A 17,477-nucleotide genomic window follows, 5' to 3' on the forward strand; every position below is an offset into this window, starting at 1 on the left:
GGCTCGCGTGAGCGGCCGGCGGCGCGGGGATTCACGGGGCGGGGCGCCAGAGGCGCCGCCGCGGCCTCACATCGGCGCGTCGCCGGGCTTGGCCAGGTCGGCCTTGCGGATGCGCGTCGGGCGCTTCTTCTCGGCCGGGGCGGCCGGCGTCGGCGCGGCCGCGGCGACGAAGGCGTCGGTCGCGTCGGGCTGGGCGGCGGCGGTGGCCGGCGCGGCCTCGGGTTCCTTGATGACGCGGGTGTACGGCGCCAGGATCTGCACCAGCTGGCCGTAGACCTTCGGGTTGCCGGCGACGACCTCGCGCTGATAGAGGAAGTCGGCTTCGCCGGTGAAGTTGCCGATCAGGCCGCCGGCCTCGGTGATGATCAGCGAGCCCGCGGCGATGTCCCAGGGGCTCAGCCCGGTCTCGAAGAAGCCGTCGTAATGGCCGGCGGCGACGTAGCACAGGTCCAGCGCGGCAGCACCCGGGCGGCGCAGGCCGGCGCAGCTCTGCATCACCTCCTCGAACATCTTCACGTAGCGCTTGAAGTTGTCGCCCTTGCGGAACGGGAAGCCGGTTCCGACCAGCGAGTCCGACAGCCGCGTGCGCTTGGAGACCCGCAGGCGGCGGTCGTTGAGGTAGGCGCCGCGGCCGCGCGAGGCGTAGAACAGGTCGTTGCGCGTCGGGTCGTAGACGACGGCCTGCTGCACCTGGCCGCGGTGGGCCAGCGCGATCGACACCGCGTAGACCGGGAAGCCGTGCAGGAAGTTGGTCGTGCCGTCCAGCGGGTCGATGATCCAGACGAACTCGCTGTCGCGCGAGCCGTGTTCGCGGCCCGACTCCTCGGCCAGGATGCCGTGGCCCGGATAGGCCTCCAGCAGGGTCTCGATGATGACCTGCTCGGCCGCACGGTCGACCTCGGTGACGAAGTCGTTCGGGCCCTTGCTGCCGACCTTCAGCACGTCCAGGTCGAGCGCCGCCCGGTTGATGATGGACCCTGCCGCGCGGGCCGCCTTCACGGCGATGTTGAGCATGGGATGGATCGCGGTCGACATGGGCAGGGCCTGTTCGTAGGGGAGTGGGGGCGGGACGGGATGAAAGAGCGGTGCACGCCGGGCCGGCGACAATGCGCGCCCCGCAGCGTGTGCAACCCGGCATTTTAACGGTGATGACCGACCCGACCCGATTCGTTCTCGTGGAAACCAGCCATGCCGGCAACGTCGGCGCGGCCGCGCGTGCGATGAAGGTGATGGGCTTCACGGATCTGGTGCTCGTGCGCCCGCGCTGGGCCGACGTGCTGCAGCGCGAGGAGACGCTGGCGATGGCCAGCGGCGCCACCGACGTGCTGGCCGGCGCGCGCATCGTCGCCACGCTGGCCGAGGCGCTGGACGGCGTCACGCACGCCTGCGCGACGGCGATGACGCCGCGCGACTTCGGCCCGCCGACGGCGGCGCCGCGCCCGCACTTCGCCGAGCTGGCCGCACGCGGCGATGACCGCGTGGCTTTCGTCTTCGGCCCCGAGCGCACGGGGCTGGCCAACGACGACGTCTACCGCTGCCACGTCTGCCTCTCGATCCCGACGCATCCCGACTACGGCTCGCTGAACCTGGCCCAGGCGGTGCAGATCCTGGCCTACGACTGGCGCCAGGCGCAAGGCGGCTTCCCGGTCGTCGCACGCACCGCCGACCCGCGCCTGGCCGACGCCGCCGCGGTGCAGGGCGTGCTCGAGCACTGGCAGCGCACGCTGGTCGAGATCGGTTTCCTCGACCCCGAGGCGCCGAAGAAGCTGTTGCCGCGGCTCAACCAACTGGCCAACCGTATGCGCCTGACGCATGAAGAAGTGCAGATCCTGCGAGGGATCGCACGTGCAGCTACACTGAAACGCGACTGATTCCCCCGGAGCCCACCCCATGTTCGCCCGTCTGCGTGAGGACATCGCCTGCATCCGCGAGCGCGATCCCGCCGCCCGTTCGACGTGGGAGGTGCTGACCTGTTACCCGGGTCTGCACGCGCTGGTGATGCACCGCCGCGCGCACTGGTGCTGGACGCACGGCCTGCGCTGGCTGGCGCGTTTCATCTCTCACGTCTCGCGCTGGGCCACCGGCATCGAGATCCACCCCGGCGCCAAGATCGGCCGCCGGGTGTTCATCGACCACGGCATGGGCCTGGTGATCGGCGAGACCGCCGAGGTCGGCGACGAGTGCACGCTGTATCACGGCGTGACGCTGGGCGGCACCTCGCTGGAGCGCGGCGCCAAGCGCCATCCGACGCTGGGCCGCGGTGTCATCGTCGCCGCCGGCGCCAAGGTGCTGGGCGGCTTCACCGTCGGTGACGGCGCGCGTGTCGGCTCCAATGCCGTGCTGCTGCAGCCGGTGCCGCCGGGCGCCACCGCGGTCGGCATCCCGGCGCGCATCGTCGTCAAGAACGCCGACGCCGAGCGCGAGGAACGCGCCGCGCGCCTGGGCTTCTCGGCCTACGGCGTGACGCAGGGCGACGACCCGGTGTCGCTGGCGATGAAGGGGCTGATCGACAGCGCCTCGGGCCACGAGCACCAGATCGCGCTGCTCTGGCAGGCGATCGAGAAGCTCGCCGCCCGCTCGCGCGAGCTGCCGGCCGCCGACTGCGTGCCGCAGGACGCGCACACCACCGAGCGTTTCGACGCCGACCGGCTGAACCGCCTGGTCAAGTAGCGCCGCATGGCCGGCGGATGCCGGGGTCACGGATGCCGGGGTCAGGATGCCGGGGTCAGGTCCTGCGGGACCTGACCCCTATTCATCCGTGACGCCGCCGAAGCCCGGGGTCAGGTCCCACAGGACCTGACCCCGTCTTCCGTGGGACCTGACCCCGTCTTCCGGTCTCCAGTCGTTCAGCTGTCTGAAGCCGGCCGCTGCGCCGACTTCGGCCGGAAGGCCGCGCAGCGCGCCGGGTCCGTCTCGAGGTACGGCCCGCCGATCAGGTCGATGCAGTAGGGCACCGCGGCGAAGATGCCGCGCACCGGCGGCGTGGCCTGCGGCAGGCCTTCCAGCGTCTCGGCGATCGCCTTGGGCTGGCCCGGCAGGTTGAGGATCAGCGCCTGGCCGCGCACCACCGCCGTCTGGCGCGACAGGATCGCCGTCGGCACGAAGGCCAGGCTGATCTGGCGCATCTGCTCGCCGAAGCCGGGCAGCTCGCGGTCCGCGACGTCGAGTGTCGCCTCGGGTGTCACGTCGCGCGGCGCCGGGCCGGTGCCGCCGGTGGTCAGCACCAGAGCGCAGCCGCGTTCGTCGACCAGTTCACGCAGCGTCGCGGCGATCAGCGGCCGTTCGTCGGGGATCAGCCGCTCCTCCCACTCGACCGGGTTGCGCAGCGCCGCCGACAGCCAGGCGCGCAGCGCCGGCAGGCCCTTGTCCTCGTAGACGCCGGACGAGGCCCGGTCGCTGATCGAGACCAGGCCGATGCGCACGCTGTCCTGAGCGCTCATGCCGGGATCTCGATGAAGGGTTTGAGGAACTGGAACAGCTCGCGGAAGTTCTTCGTCTGGCGCTGCTCGACGCTGGCCGCGGCGTCGCGGCGCGCGGCGCGCACGAGGCTGCGCAGACGCTGCACGTCGGTCTCGGGGTGGGCCTGAACCCAGCGGTCGAGCGCCGCGTCGTCGGCGATCAGCTCGGCGCGCCAGCGTTCGGCCTCGTGCAGCTTCAGCGTCTCGCGCGCCGAGCCCAGCGCGGCGGCGGCGACGGCCTCGCGCAGCACCTCCTCGTCGGCCGAGCGCATCAGCTTGCCGATGTACTGCATCTGGCGGCGCCGCCCCTCGTGCGAGCGCGTGCGGCGGTACTCCTCGATCGCGTCGCGCAAGGCTTCGGGCATCTCGACGGCGGCCAGGCGCTCGTCGGACAGCGCGGCGACCTGCTCGCCGAGGGTCTGCAGCTCGTGCGACTTCTGCTTGAGCTGGGTCTTGCTGGGGCGGTCGTCGTCGGCGTCGGTGCCGCCGCCGTAGGGGAGTTCGAGGCCGCGGTGCGGTGCTGCGCGTCGGGTCATCGCGGACAGGGTCTTGGAAGCGGGCCGGTATCATAGTCGGGCGCCTCCTTTCTCCGCTTTCCGAGCCGATTCCGGCCCGTTCCTCCCCACGATGACGACCTCCAGCGCCCCCGGCTTCGCCTACCGCCGCGACCAGTTCCAGCAGATCGTCGACGACGTTCTCACCCAGGCGAAGAAGCTCGGGGCCAGCGACGCCGGCGTCGAGGTCTCCGAAGGCGTGGGCCTGTCGGTGTCGGTGCGCATGGGCGAGCTCGAGAACGTCGAGCGCAACCAGGACAAGTCGCTGGGCGTCAGCGTCTACCTCGGCCACCGCCGCGGCAACGCCAGCACCTCCGACTTCTCGCCCGCGGCGATCTCGCGCACCGTGCAGGCGGCTTACGACATCGCCCGCTTCACCGCCGAGGACCCGGTCGCCGGCCTGCCTGACGAGCAGGATCTGGCCACCGCCGACGAGGCCGCGCGCGACCTCGACCTGTTCCACCCCTGGGACATCGACGCTGCCGGCGCCGCCGAGCTGGCGCGGCGCTGCGAGGCCGCGGCCTTCGCCGTCGACCGCCGCATCACCAACTCCGAGGGCGCCGGCGTCTCGGCGCAGCAGTCGCACTTCTGGGCCGGCAACACGCGCGGGTTCCGCGGCGGCTACGCGAGTTCGCGCCACTACCTGTCGGTCGCGCCGATCGCCTCGCTGCCGGGCCGTCGCCACGACATGCAGCGCGACGCCTGGTACAGCTCGATGCGCAACGCCGCCGAGCTGGCCTCGCCCGAGGCCGTCGGCCGTTACGCCGCCGAACGCGCGCTGTCGCGGCTGAAGTCGCGCCGCGTCGCCACCGCCGAGGTGCCGGTGCTGTTCGAGTCGGCGGTCGCCGCCGGCCTGCTGGGGGCCTACGTGCAGGCCACCTCGGGCGGCGCGCTGTACCGCAAGGCCAGCTTCCTGCACGGCTGCCTGGGCGAGAAGGTGCTGCCGGCGCACGTCGACATCGTCGAGGACCCGCACGCCGCCAAGGGCAAGGGCAGCGCGCCCTTCGACGACGAAGGCGTGCGCACCACCGGCCGCCGCGTCGTCGACGCCGGCGTCGTGCAGGGTTACTTCCTGTCGAGCTACTCGGCGCGCAAGCTGGGCCTGCGCACCACCGGCAACGCCGGCGGCTCGCACAACCTGGCGATGAGCAGCCGGCTGACGCAGCCCGGCGACGACCTCGACACGATGCTGCGCCGCCTGGGCCGCGGCCTGTTCGTCACCGAGCTGATGGGCCAGGGCGTCAACTACGTCACCGGCGACTACTCGCGCGGCGCTGCCGGCTTCTGGGTCGAGGACGGCCGCATCGCCTTCCCGGTGCACGAGGTGACGATCGCCGGCAACCTGCGCGAGATGCTCGCCGGCATCGTCGCCATCGGCTCGGACGTCTACGAGCAGGGCAGCAAGTCGGTCGGCTCGGTGCTGCTGGACCGCATGAAGCTGGCCGGCGCCTGACGCTGTTGCGCCGCCGCACGGCGCGCGCTGCCGAACGGGAAAACCCCTCGGAGACCCAGGGGGGTGCTGCCTAGAATCCTGCGCACCCGAACCTCTCACCGCTGTCGGGATCAGGAGACACTTTCATGGAACGTCGTTCCTTCGTCCGAGGCGCCGGCCTGGCCGGCGTGCTCGCCGCCGGCACCGCGCCGGCCATCGTTCACGCGCAGAGCACGATCCGCTGGCGCCTGGCGTCGAGCTTCCCGAAGTCGCTCGACACCATCTTCGGTGCCGCCGAACTGTTCGCCAAGCGCGTCGGCGAGATGTCGGGCGGCAAGTTCCAGATCTCGGTGCACGCCGGCGGCGAGCTGATGCCCGCGTTCGGCGTCGTCGACGGCGTGCAGAACGGCACCGTCGAGATGGCGCACACGGCGCCGTACTACTTCGTCGGCAAGGACATCACCTTCGCGCTCGGCACGGCGATCCCGTTCGGCCTGAACTCGCGCCAGATGACCGCCTGGATGTACCAGGGCAACGGCCTGACGCTGATGCGCGAGTTCTACGCCAACTACAACATCATCAGCTTCCCCGGCGGCAACACCGGCGCCCAGATGGGCGGCTGGTTCCGCAAGCCGATCACCAAGCTGGCCGACCTGAAGGGCCTGCGCCTGCGCACCGTGGGCGTCACCGGCCAGGTGATGGAGCGCCTGGGCGTCGTCGTGCAGGCGCTGCCCGGCGCTGAGATCTACCAGGCGCTGGAGAAGGGCACGATCGACGCCGCCGAGTGGGTCGGCCCCTACGACGACCTGAAGCTGGGCTTCAACAAGGTCGCGCCGCACTACGCCTACCCGGCCTGGTGGGAAGGCGGCCCGCAGCTGGACTTCTTCATCAACACCAAGGCCTTTGGCGGCCTGCCGGCCGAGTACAAGGCGATGATCCAGGCGGCGGCCTCCGAGGCCCACGTCGACATGCAGGCCCGGTACGACGCGCGCAACCCGAACGCGCTGCGCCAGCTGGTGGCCGGCGGCACCAAGCTGTTCCGCTTCCCGAAGGACACGATGGACGAGGCCTTCAAGCAGGCGATGGCGCTGTACGCCGAGATCTCGGCCAAGAACCCGGCCTGGAAGAAGGTCTACACCGACTTCTCCAAGTTCCGCAGCGAGCAGAACCTCTGGTACCGCTTCGCCGAGGCCGGCTTCGACAGCTACATGCAGTCGCAGAAGGTCTGACGCGCGAGGCCGGGTCAGGGCGTCGCGCCCACGCTCCGGCGGCCAGGATGCAAGGGGTCAGGTCCCGTGGGACCTGACCCCTTTTCACTGTGGGACCTGACCCCTTTCATTCTTGTTGCCCCGGCGCGCTGGCCGGCGGTGCGCCGAACAGCTCGTCCAGGTTCTCGGTGCTCTGGTCGCGGTCCTCGGCCGGCGGCTGGGCCTCGATGACGACGCCGCTGGTGTCCAGCGCGGCCTTCTTGTCCAGCCCGCCGGAGACCAGGTTCGGGAAGGCGATGACCAGCGCCACCATGATGATCTGGATGATCACGAACGGGATCGCGCCGCGGTAGATCTGGCCCGTGGTCACGCGGCCGATGCGCCGGCCGGTCGGCCGGTCGACGTAGTCCTCGGCCGGCGCCACGCTGCGCAGGTAGAACAGCGCGAAACCGAACGGCGGGTGCATGAACGAGGTCTGCATGTTCAGCGCCAGCAGCACGCCCAGCCAGACGAGGTCGATGCCCAGCTTGTCGGCCACCGGCGCCAGCAGCGGCACGACGATGAACGCGAGCTCGAAGTAGTCGAGGAAGAACGCGAGCACGAAGATCAGCACGTTCACCGCGATCAGGAAGCCGGTCTGGCCGCCCGGCAGGCCGGTGAGCAGCTTCTCCACCCAGTGCGGGCCCTCGACGCCCTGGAAGGTCAGGCTGAAGACCGTCGAGCCGATCAGGATGAACATGACGAAGCACGAGAGCTTCATCGTCGTGTCCATCGCCTGGCGCAGCAGCGGCAGCGACAGCCGCCGGCGCACCACCGCCATCGCCAGCGCGCCGACGGCGCCCATCGCGCCGCCTTCGGTCGGCGTGGCGATGCCCAGGAAGATCGTGCCCAGCACCAGGAAGATCAGCGCCAGCGGCGGGATCAGCACGAAGGTCACGCGCTCGGCCATCTGCGACAGCAGCCGCGCGCGCACGACGCGGTTGAGCACCGCCAGCACGAAGGCGGTGCCGACGCCGACCGACATCGACAGCACGATCAGCTCGTCGGTCGGCATGCTGTCGGGGCGGGTGTGGGCGAAGGCCAGCGCCGCGGCCAGCGAGACCAGCGCCAGCACGCCCAGCGAGCGCAGCCCGGAGCGGCCGTCGTCCTCGCGGATCGTGCGCGCCTCGGGCGGCAGCGCCGGCACGGCGGCCGGCCGCAGGAAGGCGATGCCGACGACGTAGAGCACGTACAGCCCGGTGAGCAGGAAGCCGGGGATGAAGGCGCCCTTGTACATGTCGCCGACGCTGCGGCCGAGCTGGTCGGCCATGATGATCAGCACCAGCGACGGCGGGATGATCTGCGCCAGCGTGCCCGACGCGGCGATGACGCCGCTGGCCACGCGCCGGTCGTAGCCGTAGCGCAGCATGATCGGCAGCGAGATCAGCCCCATCGAGATCACCGACGCGGCGACGACGCCGGTGGTCGCCGCGAGCATCGCGCCGACGAGGATCACCGCGAAGGCCAGGCCGCCGCGGATCGGCCCGAACAGCTGGCCGATGGTGTCGAGCAGGTCCTCGGCCATGCCCGAGCGCTCGAGGATCAGCCCCATGAAGGTGAAGAACGGCACCGCCAGCAGCGTGTCGTTTTGCAGGATGCCGAAGATGCGCAGCGGCAGCGCCTGCATCAGCGACGACGGCAGCAGGCCGAGCTCGATGCCGATGAAGCCGAAGGCCAGCCCGCAGGCAGCCAGCGAGAACGCGACCGAGTAGCCTGCCAGCAGGAACAGCACCAGGCCCGCGAACATGATCGGGGCCATGTTGGCCGAGAGGAACTCGATCACTTCTTCGCTCCATCGGCCTGCTGGCGCAGGAAGGCGGCCAGTTCCTCCTCGTCGCTGCGGCTCTTGCCGCGCCGGCCCGGGTCATCGGCCAGCCCGCGCAGGAAGGCGATGCGCTTGATGAACTCGGACACGCCCTGCAGCAGCAGCAGCGTGAAGCCGGCAGGCACCAGCGCGTAGACCGGCCAGCGGATCAGGCCGCCGGCGTTGGACGACATCTCGCCGGTCTCGTAGGCCTTGATGACCAGCGGCAGCACCAGGTCGATGACGAGCAGGCCGAAGGGCATCAGGAAGAGCACGATGCAGACCGCCTCGACCACGACCTGCGTGCGGCGCTGGAAGCGGCCGAGCACGACGTCGATGCGCACGTGCTCCTGGCGCAGCATCGTGTAGCCCGCGGCGAGCAGGAACACCGCGGCGAACAGATACCACTGGATCTCGAGGAAGGCGTTCGAGCTGACGGCGAAGGCCTTGCGCGCGACGGCGTTGGTGGCGCTGATCAGCACCATCACCAGCACGAGCCAGGCGAGGTGGCGGCCGACGAACTCGTTGATCGCGTCGATGAGCCTTGAGAGGCGGAGTAGGGCGGACACGTTGTCTCCAGTGGCGGGCGCTCGCCGCCGCTCGCGTCCGGCGAGGCGGACGCCCGGGGATGCCGGTGGCGGGTGCGGCCGGTTGCGGCCGCGCTCAGCCGGCCGTGGCCAGCTGGTACAGCCTTGCCGAGCGGCTGCCGGAGCGGCAGAACATCAGCAGCGGCCGCGGCAGTTCGCGCAGCAGCGCGGCGCAGGCCGCGATCTCTTCGGGCGACTGGTAGCCGCCGGCGACCGGCAGGTGCCGGTACTCCAACCCCGCCGCGCGGGCCGCGGTCTCGATCTCCGCGCTGGTGGGTTGACCGGGCCCGTGCTCGTGGTCGGGCCGGTTGTTGATGACGCTGCGGAACCCGGCGCGGGCCGCCTCGGCCATCGCTTCCGGGGGGAGTTGGGGAGCGACGTAGACGTCTGGGGCGATCGCGCGCAGGGCTGGGGCGTTCATGCCCCTACTTTGCCAGAGCCTGCTTGACCGCGGCGGACACCAGCGCCATTTCCGCCTTCCCCGCGAGACGGGTCTTGGCGGCGGCCATCACGCGGCCCATGTCGCCGGGGCCGGCGGCGCCGAGCTCGGCCACCAGCGCCGCGATCTCGGCACCAATCTGCTCGGCCGACAGGCGCTGCGGCACGTAGGCCTCGAGCACCGTGATCTCGGCGCTCTCCTTGGCCACGAGGTCCGGCCGGCCGCCCTGCTCGAAGGCGACGACCGAGTCCTTGCGCTGCTTGATCAGCTTGTCGGCGATGGCGATGACGGCGGCATCGTCCAGCACCACGCGCTCGTCGACCTCGCGCTGCTTGATCGCCGCCTGCAGCATGCGGATCGTCGACAGGCGTTCGCTGTCCTTGGCCCGCATCGCGGCCTTCATGTCTTCGCTGATCCGTTCCTTCAGGCTCATCGTCTTCTTTCGTCGGACAAAAAGGAAAAGCCCGCTGCGGCGTCCCGCGCGGGCTGTTCGTTGTGGCGCGCGGCCGAAGCTCTTAGTAGAGCTTCTTCGGCAGCTGCATGCTGCGCACGCGCTTGAAATGACGCTTCACCGCGGCGGCCTTCTTGCGCTTGCGCTCGGCCGTGGGCTTCTCGTAGAACTCGCGCGCGCGCAGTTCGGTCAGCAGACCGATCTTTTCGATGGTGCGCTTGAAGCGGCGCAGGGCAACGTCGAACGGCTCGTTCTCTTTGACGCGGATGGTGGTCATGTAAGCAGGGATCCCGTGTGGTGTGTGCGCTCGGTGTCTCGGCGGTTCTGGGCTGACCCAGGCGAACCGAGATCGACACGCTAGGTGTTTGCCAGCAAAGCGCGCGATTCTAGCCTGTTCTGGCGGCGCTTGCCAAGCTGGTGATGACGCGGGCCTCAAGCGCCGGCGGCCTCGCGCGCGAGGCGCGGCTCCTGCAGCTCGTCGAGCGCGCCGAGGATGCAGGCCACCTGCCGGGCCAGCGGCGCCGGGGCCGGCTTCTCGCCGCTGAGCACCGACTGGATGTACAGCGCGGTGGTCGCGGCGTCGATCTCGCGCGGCAGCACCGGCAGCTCGGTCACCACGCCCTCGTGCGCCGGCAGCGACCATTCGCTGCGCAGCTGGCCGCCGATCCAGGTCTCCATGCGCGGCTGCCGGCGCGGGTCGGCGGCCGCCTCGCCTTCGGTGCCGCGCAGCAGCATCACGTCGACACGCTCGCGCTGCGCCCAGGCGCCCAGCAGCGCCCCGAACTCGGGGTGCGTGAAACTCGCCAGGCGCAGCACGCGCGCGCCGGTGCAGGGGTTGAGCATCTTGGCGATCGTGTGGCCGCTGTTGCGCAGGCCGACGCTCCAGCGCACGTCCAGCAGGCGCTGCAGCGCCGGGCTCAGCGTCGCCGTGGCGAGGTAGGCGGGCTCGTGCCGCGCCCAGAAGGCGTGCACGTCGCCCTCGTCCTGGGCGACCGGCATGCCCAGGTCGTGGAAGATCGTCGCCGTCGTCACGCGCGCCGGATCGTGGCCGACGCCATGCACGAGCACGCGCGCGCCTTCCTGGGCCAGCGTCATCGCCAGCAGCGGCGTCAGGTTGGGCAGGCGCCTGGCGCCGTTGTAGCTGGGGATCACGACGACCGGCCCGTCGGCGTGGAAGCTCGTCAGCCGGGCCTGGGCCGCCGCCAGGAAGCCGACCAGCTCGTCGAGCGTCTCGCCCTTCATGCGCATCGCCAGCGCGAAGGCGCCGATCTCCAGGTCGGACGCCTCGCCGTCCAGCACCGCGCCCATCAGCGCCTCGGCGGCGTCGGCCGACAGCGAACGCGCGCCGGCAGCGCCACGTCCGATCTCCTTCAGATAGCCCGCGATGCCCATGGTCTGGTGTCTCCCTAAGTCGGTTTCGCAAGTTCCGGACCGATTTCGGCGCGGAACCCGGGCGTCATCGAGCGGATTGGGGACCCGCCGGAACGCCGCGGCAATCCGGCCCGACACGGGGGCACCTCGCTCCGGTGCCAGGGGGGTGTTGGCCTGACTGCCCTGTCCGGGGGGCCGACGCTCAAGCTAGGGGTCCGCTTGCGCCAGAATTGGTGCTTTGCTTGTCGCGCGCTTTTTGTGTCTGCGACCTGCAATCACCGTCCAACCTCCATTTGCCCATGTCCGATGTGATCGATGCCGGCCTTGCCGACGCCCGCGTGCCCGCGGCGCTGGCCTTGCTGCTGGACGCCTGGATGCAGCGCGAGGGTGCGCTGGCCGGCATCAAGGATGCGGCGAGCGGCCGATACGAGTACGCCAACGACGCGCTGCTGCGCTTCCTCGGTCGCGAAGCCCAGGCGGTGATCGGCCACACCGACGCCGAACTGTTCGACGCGCCGGTCGTCGGCGCCTTGCGTGCCGCCGACCAGTCGGCCCTGATGCATGGCGCGCCGTTCAGCAGCGAGCACCGCATCGAGCGCGACGGCCGCCGCCACGACTTCTCGGTGCTGCGTGTCGTCGACGAGCGCGACGGCCAGCGGCGCATCGCCAGCCTGTGGATCGACCTGGCGCCGCTGCATCAGCAGCAGGCGCAGCTGGCCACCGCGCTGGCGCAGATCGAGCAGCTGCAGAAGGCCAACGAGTCGCTGCGCCGCGAACTCGCCGACCAGGCGCTGCGCGACCCGGCCTCGGGCCTGTACACCCGCGCCCATTTCGAGGACCAGCTGCGCCGCGAGGTCGACCTGTCCACGCGCGAGCACCGCGAGTTCTCGATCGTCTTCATCGAGCTCGATCCGCTGTCCGACCCGGTGCGTGCGCTCGGCGAGGCCGCGCACAAGCGCATCCTCGAGGCCCTGGGCCGGCTGCTGCGCAGCGGCACGCGGGCGATGGACGCCTCCTGCCGGCTCGACGACCGCCGCTTCGCGGTGCTGCTGTCGGGCGTCGGCCTGGCGACCGCGCACTCGCGCATGGAAGGCATCCGCCGCCAGTGCGCGGCGCAGATCGTCGTGCTCGACGGCCGCGAGATGTCCTTCACCGTGTCGATGGGCGTGGCCAGCTTCCCGCACACCGCGCACAGCCGCGACGAGCTGCTGTCGGCCTGCGAGACCGCCATCGCCGAGGCGCGCCGCCGCGGCGGCAACCACGTCACGCTGGCGGCGATCCCGTTCGAGCCGCGCTGAGCGCGCGGCCTCAGGCGAAGGCCCGCGTGGCCATGTAGCCCGCGAGCGCGAACAGCATCAGCGCGAAGATGCGCCGCAGCCGGCGCTGGTCCATGCGCTGCGCCGCGCGTGCGCCCAGCGGCGCCAGCGTCACGCTGGCCACCGAGACGATCGCCAGCGCCGGCAGGTACAGGTAGCCGAAGGCGCCCGGCAGCGCCGGCGGCAGGTCGCGCCCGGCGATCAGGTAGCCGGCGACGTTGGCCAGCGCGATCGGGAAACCGAGCGCGGCGCTGGTTGCGATCGCCTGGCGCAGCGGCACGTTGCACCAGCTCATGAACGGCACCGACAGAAAGCCGCCGCCGGCGCCCAGCAGCCCGGACACCAGCCCGATGCCCGAGCCGACCGCTGCCTGACCCGCCGCGCCGGGCATCGTGCGCGTCGGCCGCGGTTGCGTGCCGCGCAGCATCTGCAGCGCCGAGAAACCGATGAAGACGGCGAAGAACAGCGCCAGCCCGCGGCCCTTGGCCAGCGCGAAGACGCCGGCGCCCGAGACCAGGCCGCCGAGCACGATGCCCGGCGCGATGCCGCGCACGTAGTCCCAGCGCACCGCGCCGTGGCGGTGGTGGGCGCGCATGCTCGACAGCGAGGTGAAGACGATGGTCGCCATCGAGGTCGCGATCGCCATCTTCACCGCCAGGCCAGCCTCGACGCCGCGGTGCGACAGGATGGCGGTCAGGAAGGGCACCATCGTCATGCCACCGCCGACACCCAGCAGCCCGGCGACGAAGCCGGTGGCGATGCCGAGCGCGATCAGCTCGGCGACGAGCAGGACGCCGAAGTCCACGCCGGCGTCAGCGTTCGAGCCGGGCCAGCACGGCGGCCCATTCGGCGTCGTCGACCTCGGTGATCGACAGCCGGTTGCCCGGCTGCAGCACGCGCATCGTCGCCAGTTCGGGCGCCTGGCGCATCTCGCGCAGGCTCAAGAGCCGCGTCTTGCGCACCAGTTCGACCTCGACCTGCAGCCAGCGTGGTTGGTCGCGCGTGCTCTTCGGGTCGTGATACGGGCTCGCCGGGTCGAACTGGGTCTCGTCGGGCACCGCGGGGCCGCTCACGCGCGCCAGCCCGGCGATGCCCGGTTCGGCGCAGGACGAGTGATAGAAGAGCACGTCGTCGCCCGGGCGCATCGCGTCGCGCATGAAGTTGCGCGCCTGGTAGCTGCGCACGCCGGTCCAGGGCAGGTGCCGGCCGGGCGCGGCGGCGAGGTCGTCGATCGAGACCTCGTCGGGCTCGCTCTTCATCAGCCAGTGGCGCGCCATGCGAGGGACCGTCGCGGGGAGACCGGGAACATCGGGAAGGGTGTCCGCCGCGCGCTCGGGGGTCGCATTCCTGAAGAACCCATGGGGAACGTTCAGGTGGGCGAGGTCAGCCAAGCTTCGGGCTCATCTGACGCGAGACGTTCACACCAGCGAGGCGATGTTCCAAGCCCATGGTCAAAGACCATCGGATCGAGGAAATCTAGACCCGCGCACGCGCGACGGACGCTGCCATTCTAGTCGGCCGACTCGCGGCCCGAAGGCGAAAAGGGCTACAGAAGATGCCCGTCTTCACCCAGTGCCGCGTCGAGGCGGCGCACCAGGGCGTCGATCGCCTCGGTGTCGGCCGCGGACGTCGCCGTGGCGGCTTCCGGTTGCGGCGCGGGTGCCGGAGCCGGGGCGGGCGCCGCTGCGTTGCCGCGTTCGGCGATCTGGTAGGCCAGGTTGAGGGCCGCGAGCACGGCGATGCGTTCGCGCGCCTTGACCTTGCCGGCGTCGCGGATCGCGCTCATCTCGCGGTCGACCGCGGCGACGGCGGCGGCGAGCAGCGCCTCGCCGCCTTCGGGACAGCCGAGGATGTAACCCTGGCCGAGGATCGTGACTTCGACCTGCTTCATGCGCCTTCTCCGGGCGCCGGCGCTGCAGGTGCCGCCGGCGGCGTGGCCGGCAGGCGCTCGATCAGCGCGTCGATGCGCGCGCGTGCCGCGGCCAGCCGCGACACGAGGCTGTCGCGCTCGGCGGTCACCGCGGCCAGCCGGGCCTCGAGCAGCGCGTTGGAGCGCTTGAGTTCCTCGTGCCGCAACACGAGACGGTCGACGCGCTCGCTCAGATCCTGCAGGTTGCCCATCTTCGACGCCTATCCCTCCGCGGGCATTGTAGAAGCAGCGCTGTCGCACCAGCGGCGCACCGCGCAGCGTTCGCACTGCGGCCGCCGCGCCTGGCAGACGTAGCGGCCGTGCAGGATCAGCCAGTGGTGCGCGTCGACGGCGTACCTCGGCGGCACGCGTTCCAGCAGCTTCAGCTCGATGGCCAGCGGGGTCTTGCCCGGCGCCAGCCCGGTGCGGTTGGCGACGCGGAAGATGTGCGTGTCCACCGCCATCGTCGGCTCGCCGAAGGCGACGTTGAGCACGACGTTGGCTGTCTTGCGGCCGACGCCGGGCAGCGCCTCCAGCGCCTCGCGCGAGCGCGGCACCTCGCCGCCGTGCTGCTCGACGAGGATGCGGCAGGTCTGGATCAGGTTCTTCGCCTTGGTGCGGAACAGGCCGATCGTTCGGATCGACTCGGTGACCTGGTCCAGCCCCAGATCCAGCAAACGCTGCGGTGTCGGTGCCAGCGCGAACAGGCGCTTCGTCGCCTTGTTGACGCCGACGTCGGTGGCTTGCGCCGACAGCAGCACCGCACACAGCAGCTCGAAGACGCTGGTGAACTCGAGCTCGGTCTGCGGCGACGGGTTGGCCGCGGCCAGCGTCGCGAAGAAGGGCTCGATCGCGTCGTCGTGCATCAGGCTTCCTGGCGCCGGGCGCGTGCACGCGCCAGCGCGGCTTCGATGACGGCACGTTTGCGGTCGATCGCCGCCGGATCGGTGAGCCGGGTCTGGTTCGGCAGGTCGGCGAGTTTGGCCGCGGCCTTGGCGGCCAGGCGCTCGTCGTTCTCGCGCTTCTCACGTTCCAGCCGCGTGCGCCGGGCGGTGTAGCGCGAGCGGGCCTCGTCGGCCTGCGCGGCGCTCCAGGCGCCCCAGCCGCTGGCGCCGGGCGTGGCTTCGACCATCGTGATGCAGTCGACCGGGCAGGCGGGCAGGCACAGACCGCAGCCGGTGCACAGTGCGTCGATGACGGTGTGCATGCGCTTGTTCGCACCGACGATGCAGTCCACCGGGCAGGCCTTGAGGCACAGCGTGCAGCCGATGCACCAGCTCTCGTCGACGACGGCCAGGCCGCGCGGGCCTTCGGCGCCGTGTGTCGGGTCCAGCGGACGGGCTTCGACGCCCAGCAGCGCGGCCAGCCGCGCGACACCTTCGGCGCCGCCGGGCGGGCAGCGGTCGAGGGTGGCGCTGCCGGCGGCCAGCGCCTCGGCGTACGTGCGGCAGTCGGCGTAGCCGCAGCGCGTGCACTGCGTCTGCGGCAGGGCGGCGTCGAGTCGGTCGGCGAGGGCGGCGGTCACCGCCCGATTATCGGGCGGCCGCGCGCGGTGCCGGCTTGTCGAAGCGGGCGATGAAGCCGCGCACCTCCGGGTAGACCTTCTCGCGCCAGCGCCGGCCCGAGAAGATGCCGTAGTGGCCGGCGCCTTCGACGTCGTAATGGAACTGGCGCGTGCGCGGGATGCCGGAGCACAGGTCGTGCGCGGCACGCGTCTGGCCGGCGCCGGAGATGTCGTCGAGCTGGCCTTCGACGGTCAGCAGCGCCGTCGTCGTGATGTCCTGCGGCCTCACCCGCTGCCCGTGCACGTCCCAGGTGCCGTTGACCAGCGCGAAGTCCTGGAACACGGTCTTGATCGTGTCGAGGTAGTACTCGGCCGGCATGTCGAGCACGGCGTTGTACTCGTCGTAGAACTTGCGGTGGGCGTCGGCGCTGTCCTCGTCGCCGCGCACGAGGTCGAGGAAGTAGTCGTAGTGGCTGCTGACGTGGCGGTCGGGGTTCATCGCGACGAAGCCCGAGTGCTGCAGGAAGCCGGGGTAGACGGCGCGTCCGGCGCCCGGGTAGTTGCTCGGCACTCGGTAGATGACGTTGGCCTCGAACCAGGCGTGGCTCTTGTTCATCGCCAGGTTGTTCACCGCGGTCGGGCTGCGGCGGGCGTCGATCGGGCCGCCCATCATCGTCATCGTGCGCGGCGTCGCCTCGCCGCCGCTGGCCAGCAGCGACACCGCGGCCAGCACCGGCACGGTCGGCTGGCAGACCGAGATGACGTGCACGTTCGGGCCGATCAGGCGGATGAAGTCCTGCACGTAGGCGACGTAGTCGGCGAGATGGAACGGGCCTTCGTCGGCCGGCACCATGCGTGCGTCGGTCCAGTCGGTGATGAACACCTTGTGGTCGTGCAGCAGGCTGGTGACGGTGTCGCGCAGCAGCGTCGAGTGGTGGCCCGACAGCGGCGCGACGACGAGCACCGTCGGCTGCGTCTTCATGCGCGCCAGCGCGTGCGGGTCGTCGCTGAAACGCTTGAAGCGCAGCAGCCGGCAGAAGGGCCTGGCCAGCGCCACCTGCTCCTGCACCGCGACGGCGACGCCGTCGACGGTGGCCGAGGTGATGCCGAACTCGGGCTTCTCGTATTCCTTGGCCAGCCGGTGCAGCAGGTCGAAACCGGCCGACACGCGCTGCGCCATCGGCGTGTGCGCGAACGGTGACAGCGGGTGGTCGTAGAGCTTGGCGGTGGCGGCCGCGAACTCCGCGAACGGCGCCATCAGCGCTCGCTGCGTCTCGTACAGGTGATACAGCATGCTCGTCTCCGTCCTCGCGGCCTGCATTGTGCAGTGCAGCAATAGTAGTCGGTCAACGAGCATCCTGCCGCGCCGGACGGCAGGGGGAAACGCGGAAAACGCTTGGGTTCC

Annotated in this window: 21 protein-coding genes; 5 read left to right on the forward strand and 16 right to left on the reverse strand. The window is 71.0% G+C overall.

The annotated features are described in order from the left end of the window. Positions 1 to 66: 66 nt before the first annotated feature. Positions 67 to 1,035, reverse strand: a complete 969-nt coding sequence (locus tag LOC65_RS04390) for an inositol monophosphatase family protein (RefSeq protein ID WP_009857707.1) — start codon at positions 1,033 to 1,035, stop codon at positions 67 to 69. A 113-nt stretch (positions 1,036 to 1,148) separates the two neighbouring features. Between LOC65_RS04390 and LOC65_RS04395 the strand changes: the two genes are divergently transcribed. Continuing rightward, a complete protein-coding gene (locus LOC65_RS04395) occupies positions 1,149 to 1,871 on the forward strand; it encodes an RNA methyltransferase (RefSeq protein ID WP_230246765.1) in 723 nt (240 codons plus the stop codon). 19 nt (positions 1,872 to 1,890) lie between these two features. Further along, a complete protein-coding gene (gene cysE, locus LOC65_RS04400; protein ID WP_009857709.1) occupies positions 1,891 to 2,670 on the forward strand; it encodes a serine O-acetyltransferase in 780 nt (259 codons plus the stop codon). A gap of 176 nt (positions 2,671 to 2,846) precedes the next feature. Here cysE and mog read toward each other — a convergent pair whose 3' ends face one another. Next, positions 2,847 to 3,440 carry a molybdopterin adenylyltransferase gene (mog, locus tag LOC65_RS04405; RefSeq protein WP_230246766.1) on the reverse strand — a complete coding sequence of 198 codons (594 nt, stop codon included), beginning with the start codon at positions 3,438 to 3,440 and terminating at the stop codon, positions 2,847 to 2,849. Continuing rightward, positions 3,437 to 3,994 (reverse strand): ribosome biogenesis factor YjgA, encoded by a 558-nt coding sequence (gene yjgA / locus LOC65_RS04410; RefSeq protein WP_009857711.1) that lies wholly within the window; start codon positions 3,992 to 3,994, stop codon positions 3,437 to 3,439. Before yjgA ends, mog begins: the two co-directional genes overlap by 4 nt. A 91-nt stretch (positions 3,995 to 4,085) precedes the next feature. On the opposite strand from yjgA, the gene pmbA reads away from it, so the two are divergent. Continuing rightward, positions 4,086 to 5,465: a metalloprotease PmbA gene (gene pmbA, locus LOC65_RS04415; protein WP_230246767.1), complete on the forward strand. Its 1,380-nt coding sequence runs from the start codon at positions 4,086 to 4,088 to the stop codon at positions 5,463 to 5,465. Positions 5,466 to 5,590: 125 nt separating this feature from the next. Further along, positions 5,591 to 6,673: a TRAP transporter substrate-binding protein gene (locus LOC65_RS04420; RefSeq protein ID WP_009857713.1), complete on the forward strand. Its 1,083-nt coding sequence runs from the start codon at positions 5,591 to 5,593 to the stop codon at positions 6,671 to 6,673. A 106-nt stretch (positions 6,674 to 6,779) separates the two neighbouring features. On the opposite strand, the gene LOC65_RS04425 is transcribed toward LOC65_RS04420, so the two are convergent. The 6 genes from LOC65_RS04425 to ybiB form a co-directional block, all read right to left on the reverse strand. After that, entirely contained in the window at positions 6,780 to 8,471 is a 1,692-nt protein-coding gene (locus tag LOC65_RS04425) for a TRAP transporter large permease subunit (RefSeq protein WP_050801768.1), read from the reverse strand. Beyond that, complete coding sequence (locus tag LOC65_RS04430; protein WP_009857715.1) at positions 8,471 to 9,064, reverse strand: TRAP transporter small permease subunit; 594 nt, start codon at positions 9,062 to 9,064, stop codon at positions 8,471 to 8,473. Before LOC65_RS04430 ends, LOC65_RS04425 begins: the two co-directional genes overlap by 1 nt. 94 nt (positions 9,065 to 9,158) lie before the next feature. After that, positions 9,159 to 9,503: a TIGR01244 family sulfur transferase gene (locus tag LOC65_RS04435; protein WP_029718867.1), complete on the reverse strand. Its 345-nt coding sequence runs from the start codon at positions 9,501 to 9,503 to the stop codon at positions 9,159 to 9,161. 4 nt (positions 9,504 to 9,507) lie between these two features. After that, positions 9,508 to 9,954, reverse strand: a complete 447-nt coding sequence (locus LOC65_RS04440; protein ID WP_230246768.1) for a GatB/YqeY domain-containing protein — start codon at positions 9,952 to 9,954, stop codon at positions 9,508 to 9,510. 82 nt (positions 9,955 to 10,036) lie between these two features. Then, the gene (rpsU, locus tag LOC65_RS04445) at positions 10,037 to 10,249 is read right to left on the reverse strand and encodes a 30S ribosomal protein S21 (RefSeq protein ID WP_009857718.1); all 213 of its coding nucleotides are present in this window, start codon (positions 10,247 to 10,249) and stop codon (positions 10,037 to 10,039) included. A gap of 155 nt (positions 10,250 to 10,404) precedes the next feature. Further along, positions 10,405 to 11,364, reverse strand: a complete 960-nt coding sequence (gene ybiB, locus LOC65_RS04450) for a DNA-binding protein YbiB (RefSeq protein WP_230246769.1) — start codon at positions 11,362 to 11,364, stop codon at positions 10,405 to 10,407. A 278-nt stretch (positions 11,365 to 11,642) separates the two neighbouring features. Between ybiB and LOC65_RS04455 the strand changes: the two genes are divergently transcribed. Further along, positions 11,643 to 12,641, forward strand: a complete 999-nt coding sequence (locus LOC65_RS04455; protein WP_009857720.1) for a sensor domain-containing diguanylate cyclase — start codon at positions 11,643 to 11,645, stop codon at positions 12,639 to 12,641. A gap of 10 nt (positions 12,642 to 12,651) precedes the next feature. Here LOC65_RS04455 and LOC65_RS04460 read toward each other — a convergent pair whose 3' ends face one another. From LOC65_RS04460 to LOC65_RS04490, 7 genes are all read right to left on the reverse strand, one after another. Beyond that, positions 12,652 to 13,464 carry a sulfite exporter TauE/SafE family protein gene (locus tag LOC65_RS04460; RefSeq protein ID WP_230246770.1) on the reverse strand — a complete coding sequence of 271 codons (813 nt, stop codon included), beginning with the start codon at positions 13,462 to 13,464 and terminating at the stop codon, positions 12,652 to 12,654. A gap of 7 nt (positions 13,465 to 13,471) precedes the next feature. Further along, complete coding sequence (locus tag LOC65_RS04465; protein WP_230246771.1) at positions 13,472 to 13,936, reverse strand: EVE domain-containing protein; 465 nt, start codon at positions 13,934 to 13,936, stop codon at positions 13,472 to 13,474. Positions 13,937 to 14,205: 269 nt separating this feature from the next. Then, the gene (locus tag LOC65_RS04470; protein WP_009857723.1) at positions 14,206 to 14,550 is read right to left on the reverse strand and encodes a cell division protein ZapA; all 345 of its coding nucleotides are present in this window, start codon (positions 14,548 to 14,550) and stop codon (positions 14,206 to 14,208) included. Then, on the reverse strand, positions 14,547 to 14,780 hold the full coding sequence (locus tag LOC65_RS04475; RefSeq protein WP_009857724.1) for a hypothetical protein: 234 nt from the start codon (positions 14,778 to 14,780) through the stop codon (positions 14,547 to 14,549). The genes LOC65_RS04470 and LOC65_RS04475 overlap by 4 nt, the downstream gene beginning before the upstream one ends. A 9-nt stretch (positions 14,781 to 14,789) precedes the next feature. After that, complete coding sequence (gene nth, locus LOC65_RS04480) at positions 14,790 to 15,434, reverse strand: endonuclease III (RefSeq protein ID WP_230246772.1); 645 nt, start codon at positions 15,432 to 15,434, stop codon at positions 14,790 to 14,792. Then, positions 15,434 to 16,093, reverse strand: a complete 660-nt coding sequence (rsxB, locus tag LOC65_RS04485; RefSeq protein WP_230246773.1) for an electron transport complex subunit RsxB — start codon at positions 16,091 to 16,093, stop codon at positions 15,434 to 15,436. Before rsxB ends, nth begins: the two co-directional genes overlap by 1 nt. 7 nt (positions 16,094 to 16,100) lie before the next feature. Continuing rightward, entirely contained in the window at positions 16,101 to 17,366 is a 1,266-nt protein-coding gene (locus LOC65_RS04490; RefSeq protein WP_009857727.1) for a polyhydroxyalkanoate depolymerase, read from the reverse strand. Positions 17,367 to 17,477: the final 111 nt, after the last annotated feature.

Origin of the sequence: Rubrivivax sp. JA1055 (assembly GCF_020966565.1) — a bacterium.
Taxonomy (GTDB): domain Bacteria; phylum Pseudomonadota; class Gammaproteobacteria; order Burkholderiales; family Burkholderiaceae_C; genus Rubrivivax; species Rubrivivax benzoatilyticus.

Excerpts from the sequence above, each read along its gene's own strand:
- LOC65_RS04435 (WP_029718867.1), bottom strand. The coding sequence starts at position 9,503 with ATGAACGCCCCAGCCCTGCGCGCGATCGCCCCAGACGTCTACGTCGCT.
- yjgA (WP_009857711.1), bottom strand. The coding sequence starts at position 3,994 with ATGACCCGACGCGCAGCACCGCACCGCGGCCTCGAACTCCCCTACGGC.
- LOC65_RS04475 (WP_009857724.1), bottom strand. The coding sequence starts at position 14,780 with ATGGGCAACCTGCAGGATCTGAGCGAGCGCGTCGACCGTCTCGTGTTG.
- LOC65_RS04470 (WP_009857723.1), bottom strand. The coding sequence starts at position 14,550 with ATGAAGCAGGTCGAAGTCACGATCCTCGGCCAGGGTTACATCCTCGGC.
- LOC65_RS04390 (WP_009857707.1), bottom strand. The coding sequence starts at position 1,035 with ATGTCGACCGCGATCCATCCCATGCTCAACATCGCCGTGAAGGCGGCC.
- rpsU (WP_009857718.1), bottom strand. The coding sequence starts at position 10,249 with ATGACCACCATCCGCGTCAAAGAGAACGAGCCGTTCGACGTTGCCCTG.
- pmbA (WP_230246767.1), top strand. The coding sequence starts at position 4,086 with ATGACGACCTCCAGCGCCCCCGGCTTCGCCTACCGCCGCGACCAGTTC.
- LOC65_RS04395 (WP_230246765.1), top strand. The coding sequence starts at position 1,149 with ATGACCGACCCGACCCGATTCGTTCTCGTGGAAACCAGCCATGCCGGC.
- LOC65_RS04440 (WP_230246768.1), bottom strand. The coding sequence starts at position 9,954 with ATGAGCCTGAAGGAACGGATCAGCGAAGACATGAAGGCCGCGATGCGG.
- LOC65_RS04420 (WP_009857713.1), top strand. The coding sequence starts at position 5,591 with ATGGAACGTCGTTCCTTCGTCCGAGGCGCCGGCCTGGCCGGCGTGCTC.
- LOC65_RS04465 (WP_230246771.1), bottom strand. The coding sequence starts at position 13,936 with ATGGCGCGCCACTGGCTGATGAAGAGCGAGCCCGACGAGGTCTCGATC.
- cysE (WP_009857709.1), top strand. The coding sequence starts at position 1,891 with ATGTTCGCCCGTCTGCGTGAGGACATCGCCTGCATCCGCGAGCGCGAT.
- LOC65_RS04455 (WP_009857720.1), top strand. The coding sequence starts at position 11,643 with ATGTCCGATGTGATCGATGCCGGCCTTGCCGACGCCCGCGTGCCCGCG.
- ybiB (WP_230246769.1), bottom strand. The coding sequence starts at position 11,364 with ATGGGCATCGCGGGCTATCTGAAGGAGATCGGACGTGGCGCTGCCGGC.
- mog (WP_230246766.1), bottom strand. The coding sequence starts at position 3,440 with ATGAGCGCTCAGGACAGCGTGCGCATCGGCCTGGTCTCGATCAGCGAC.
- nth (WP_230246772.1), bottom strand. The coding sequence starts at position 15,434 with ATGCACGACGACGCGATCGAGCCCTTCTTCGCGACGCTGGCCGCGGCC.
- LOC65_RS04490 (WP_009857727.1), bottom strand. The coding sequence starts at position 17,366 with ATGCTGTATCACCTGTACGAGACGCAGCGAGCGCTGATGGCGCCGTTC.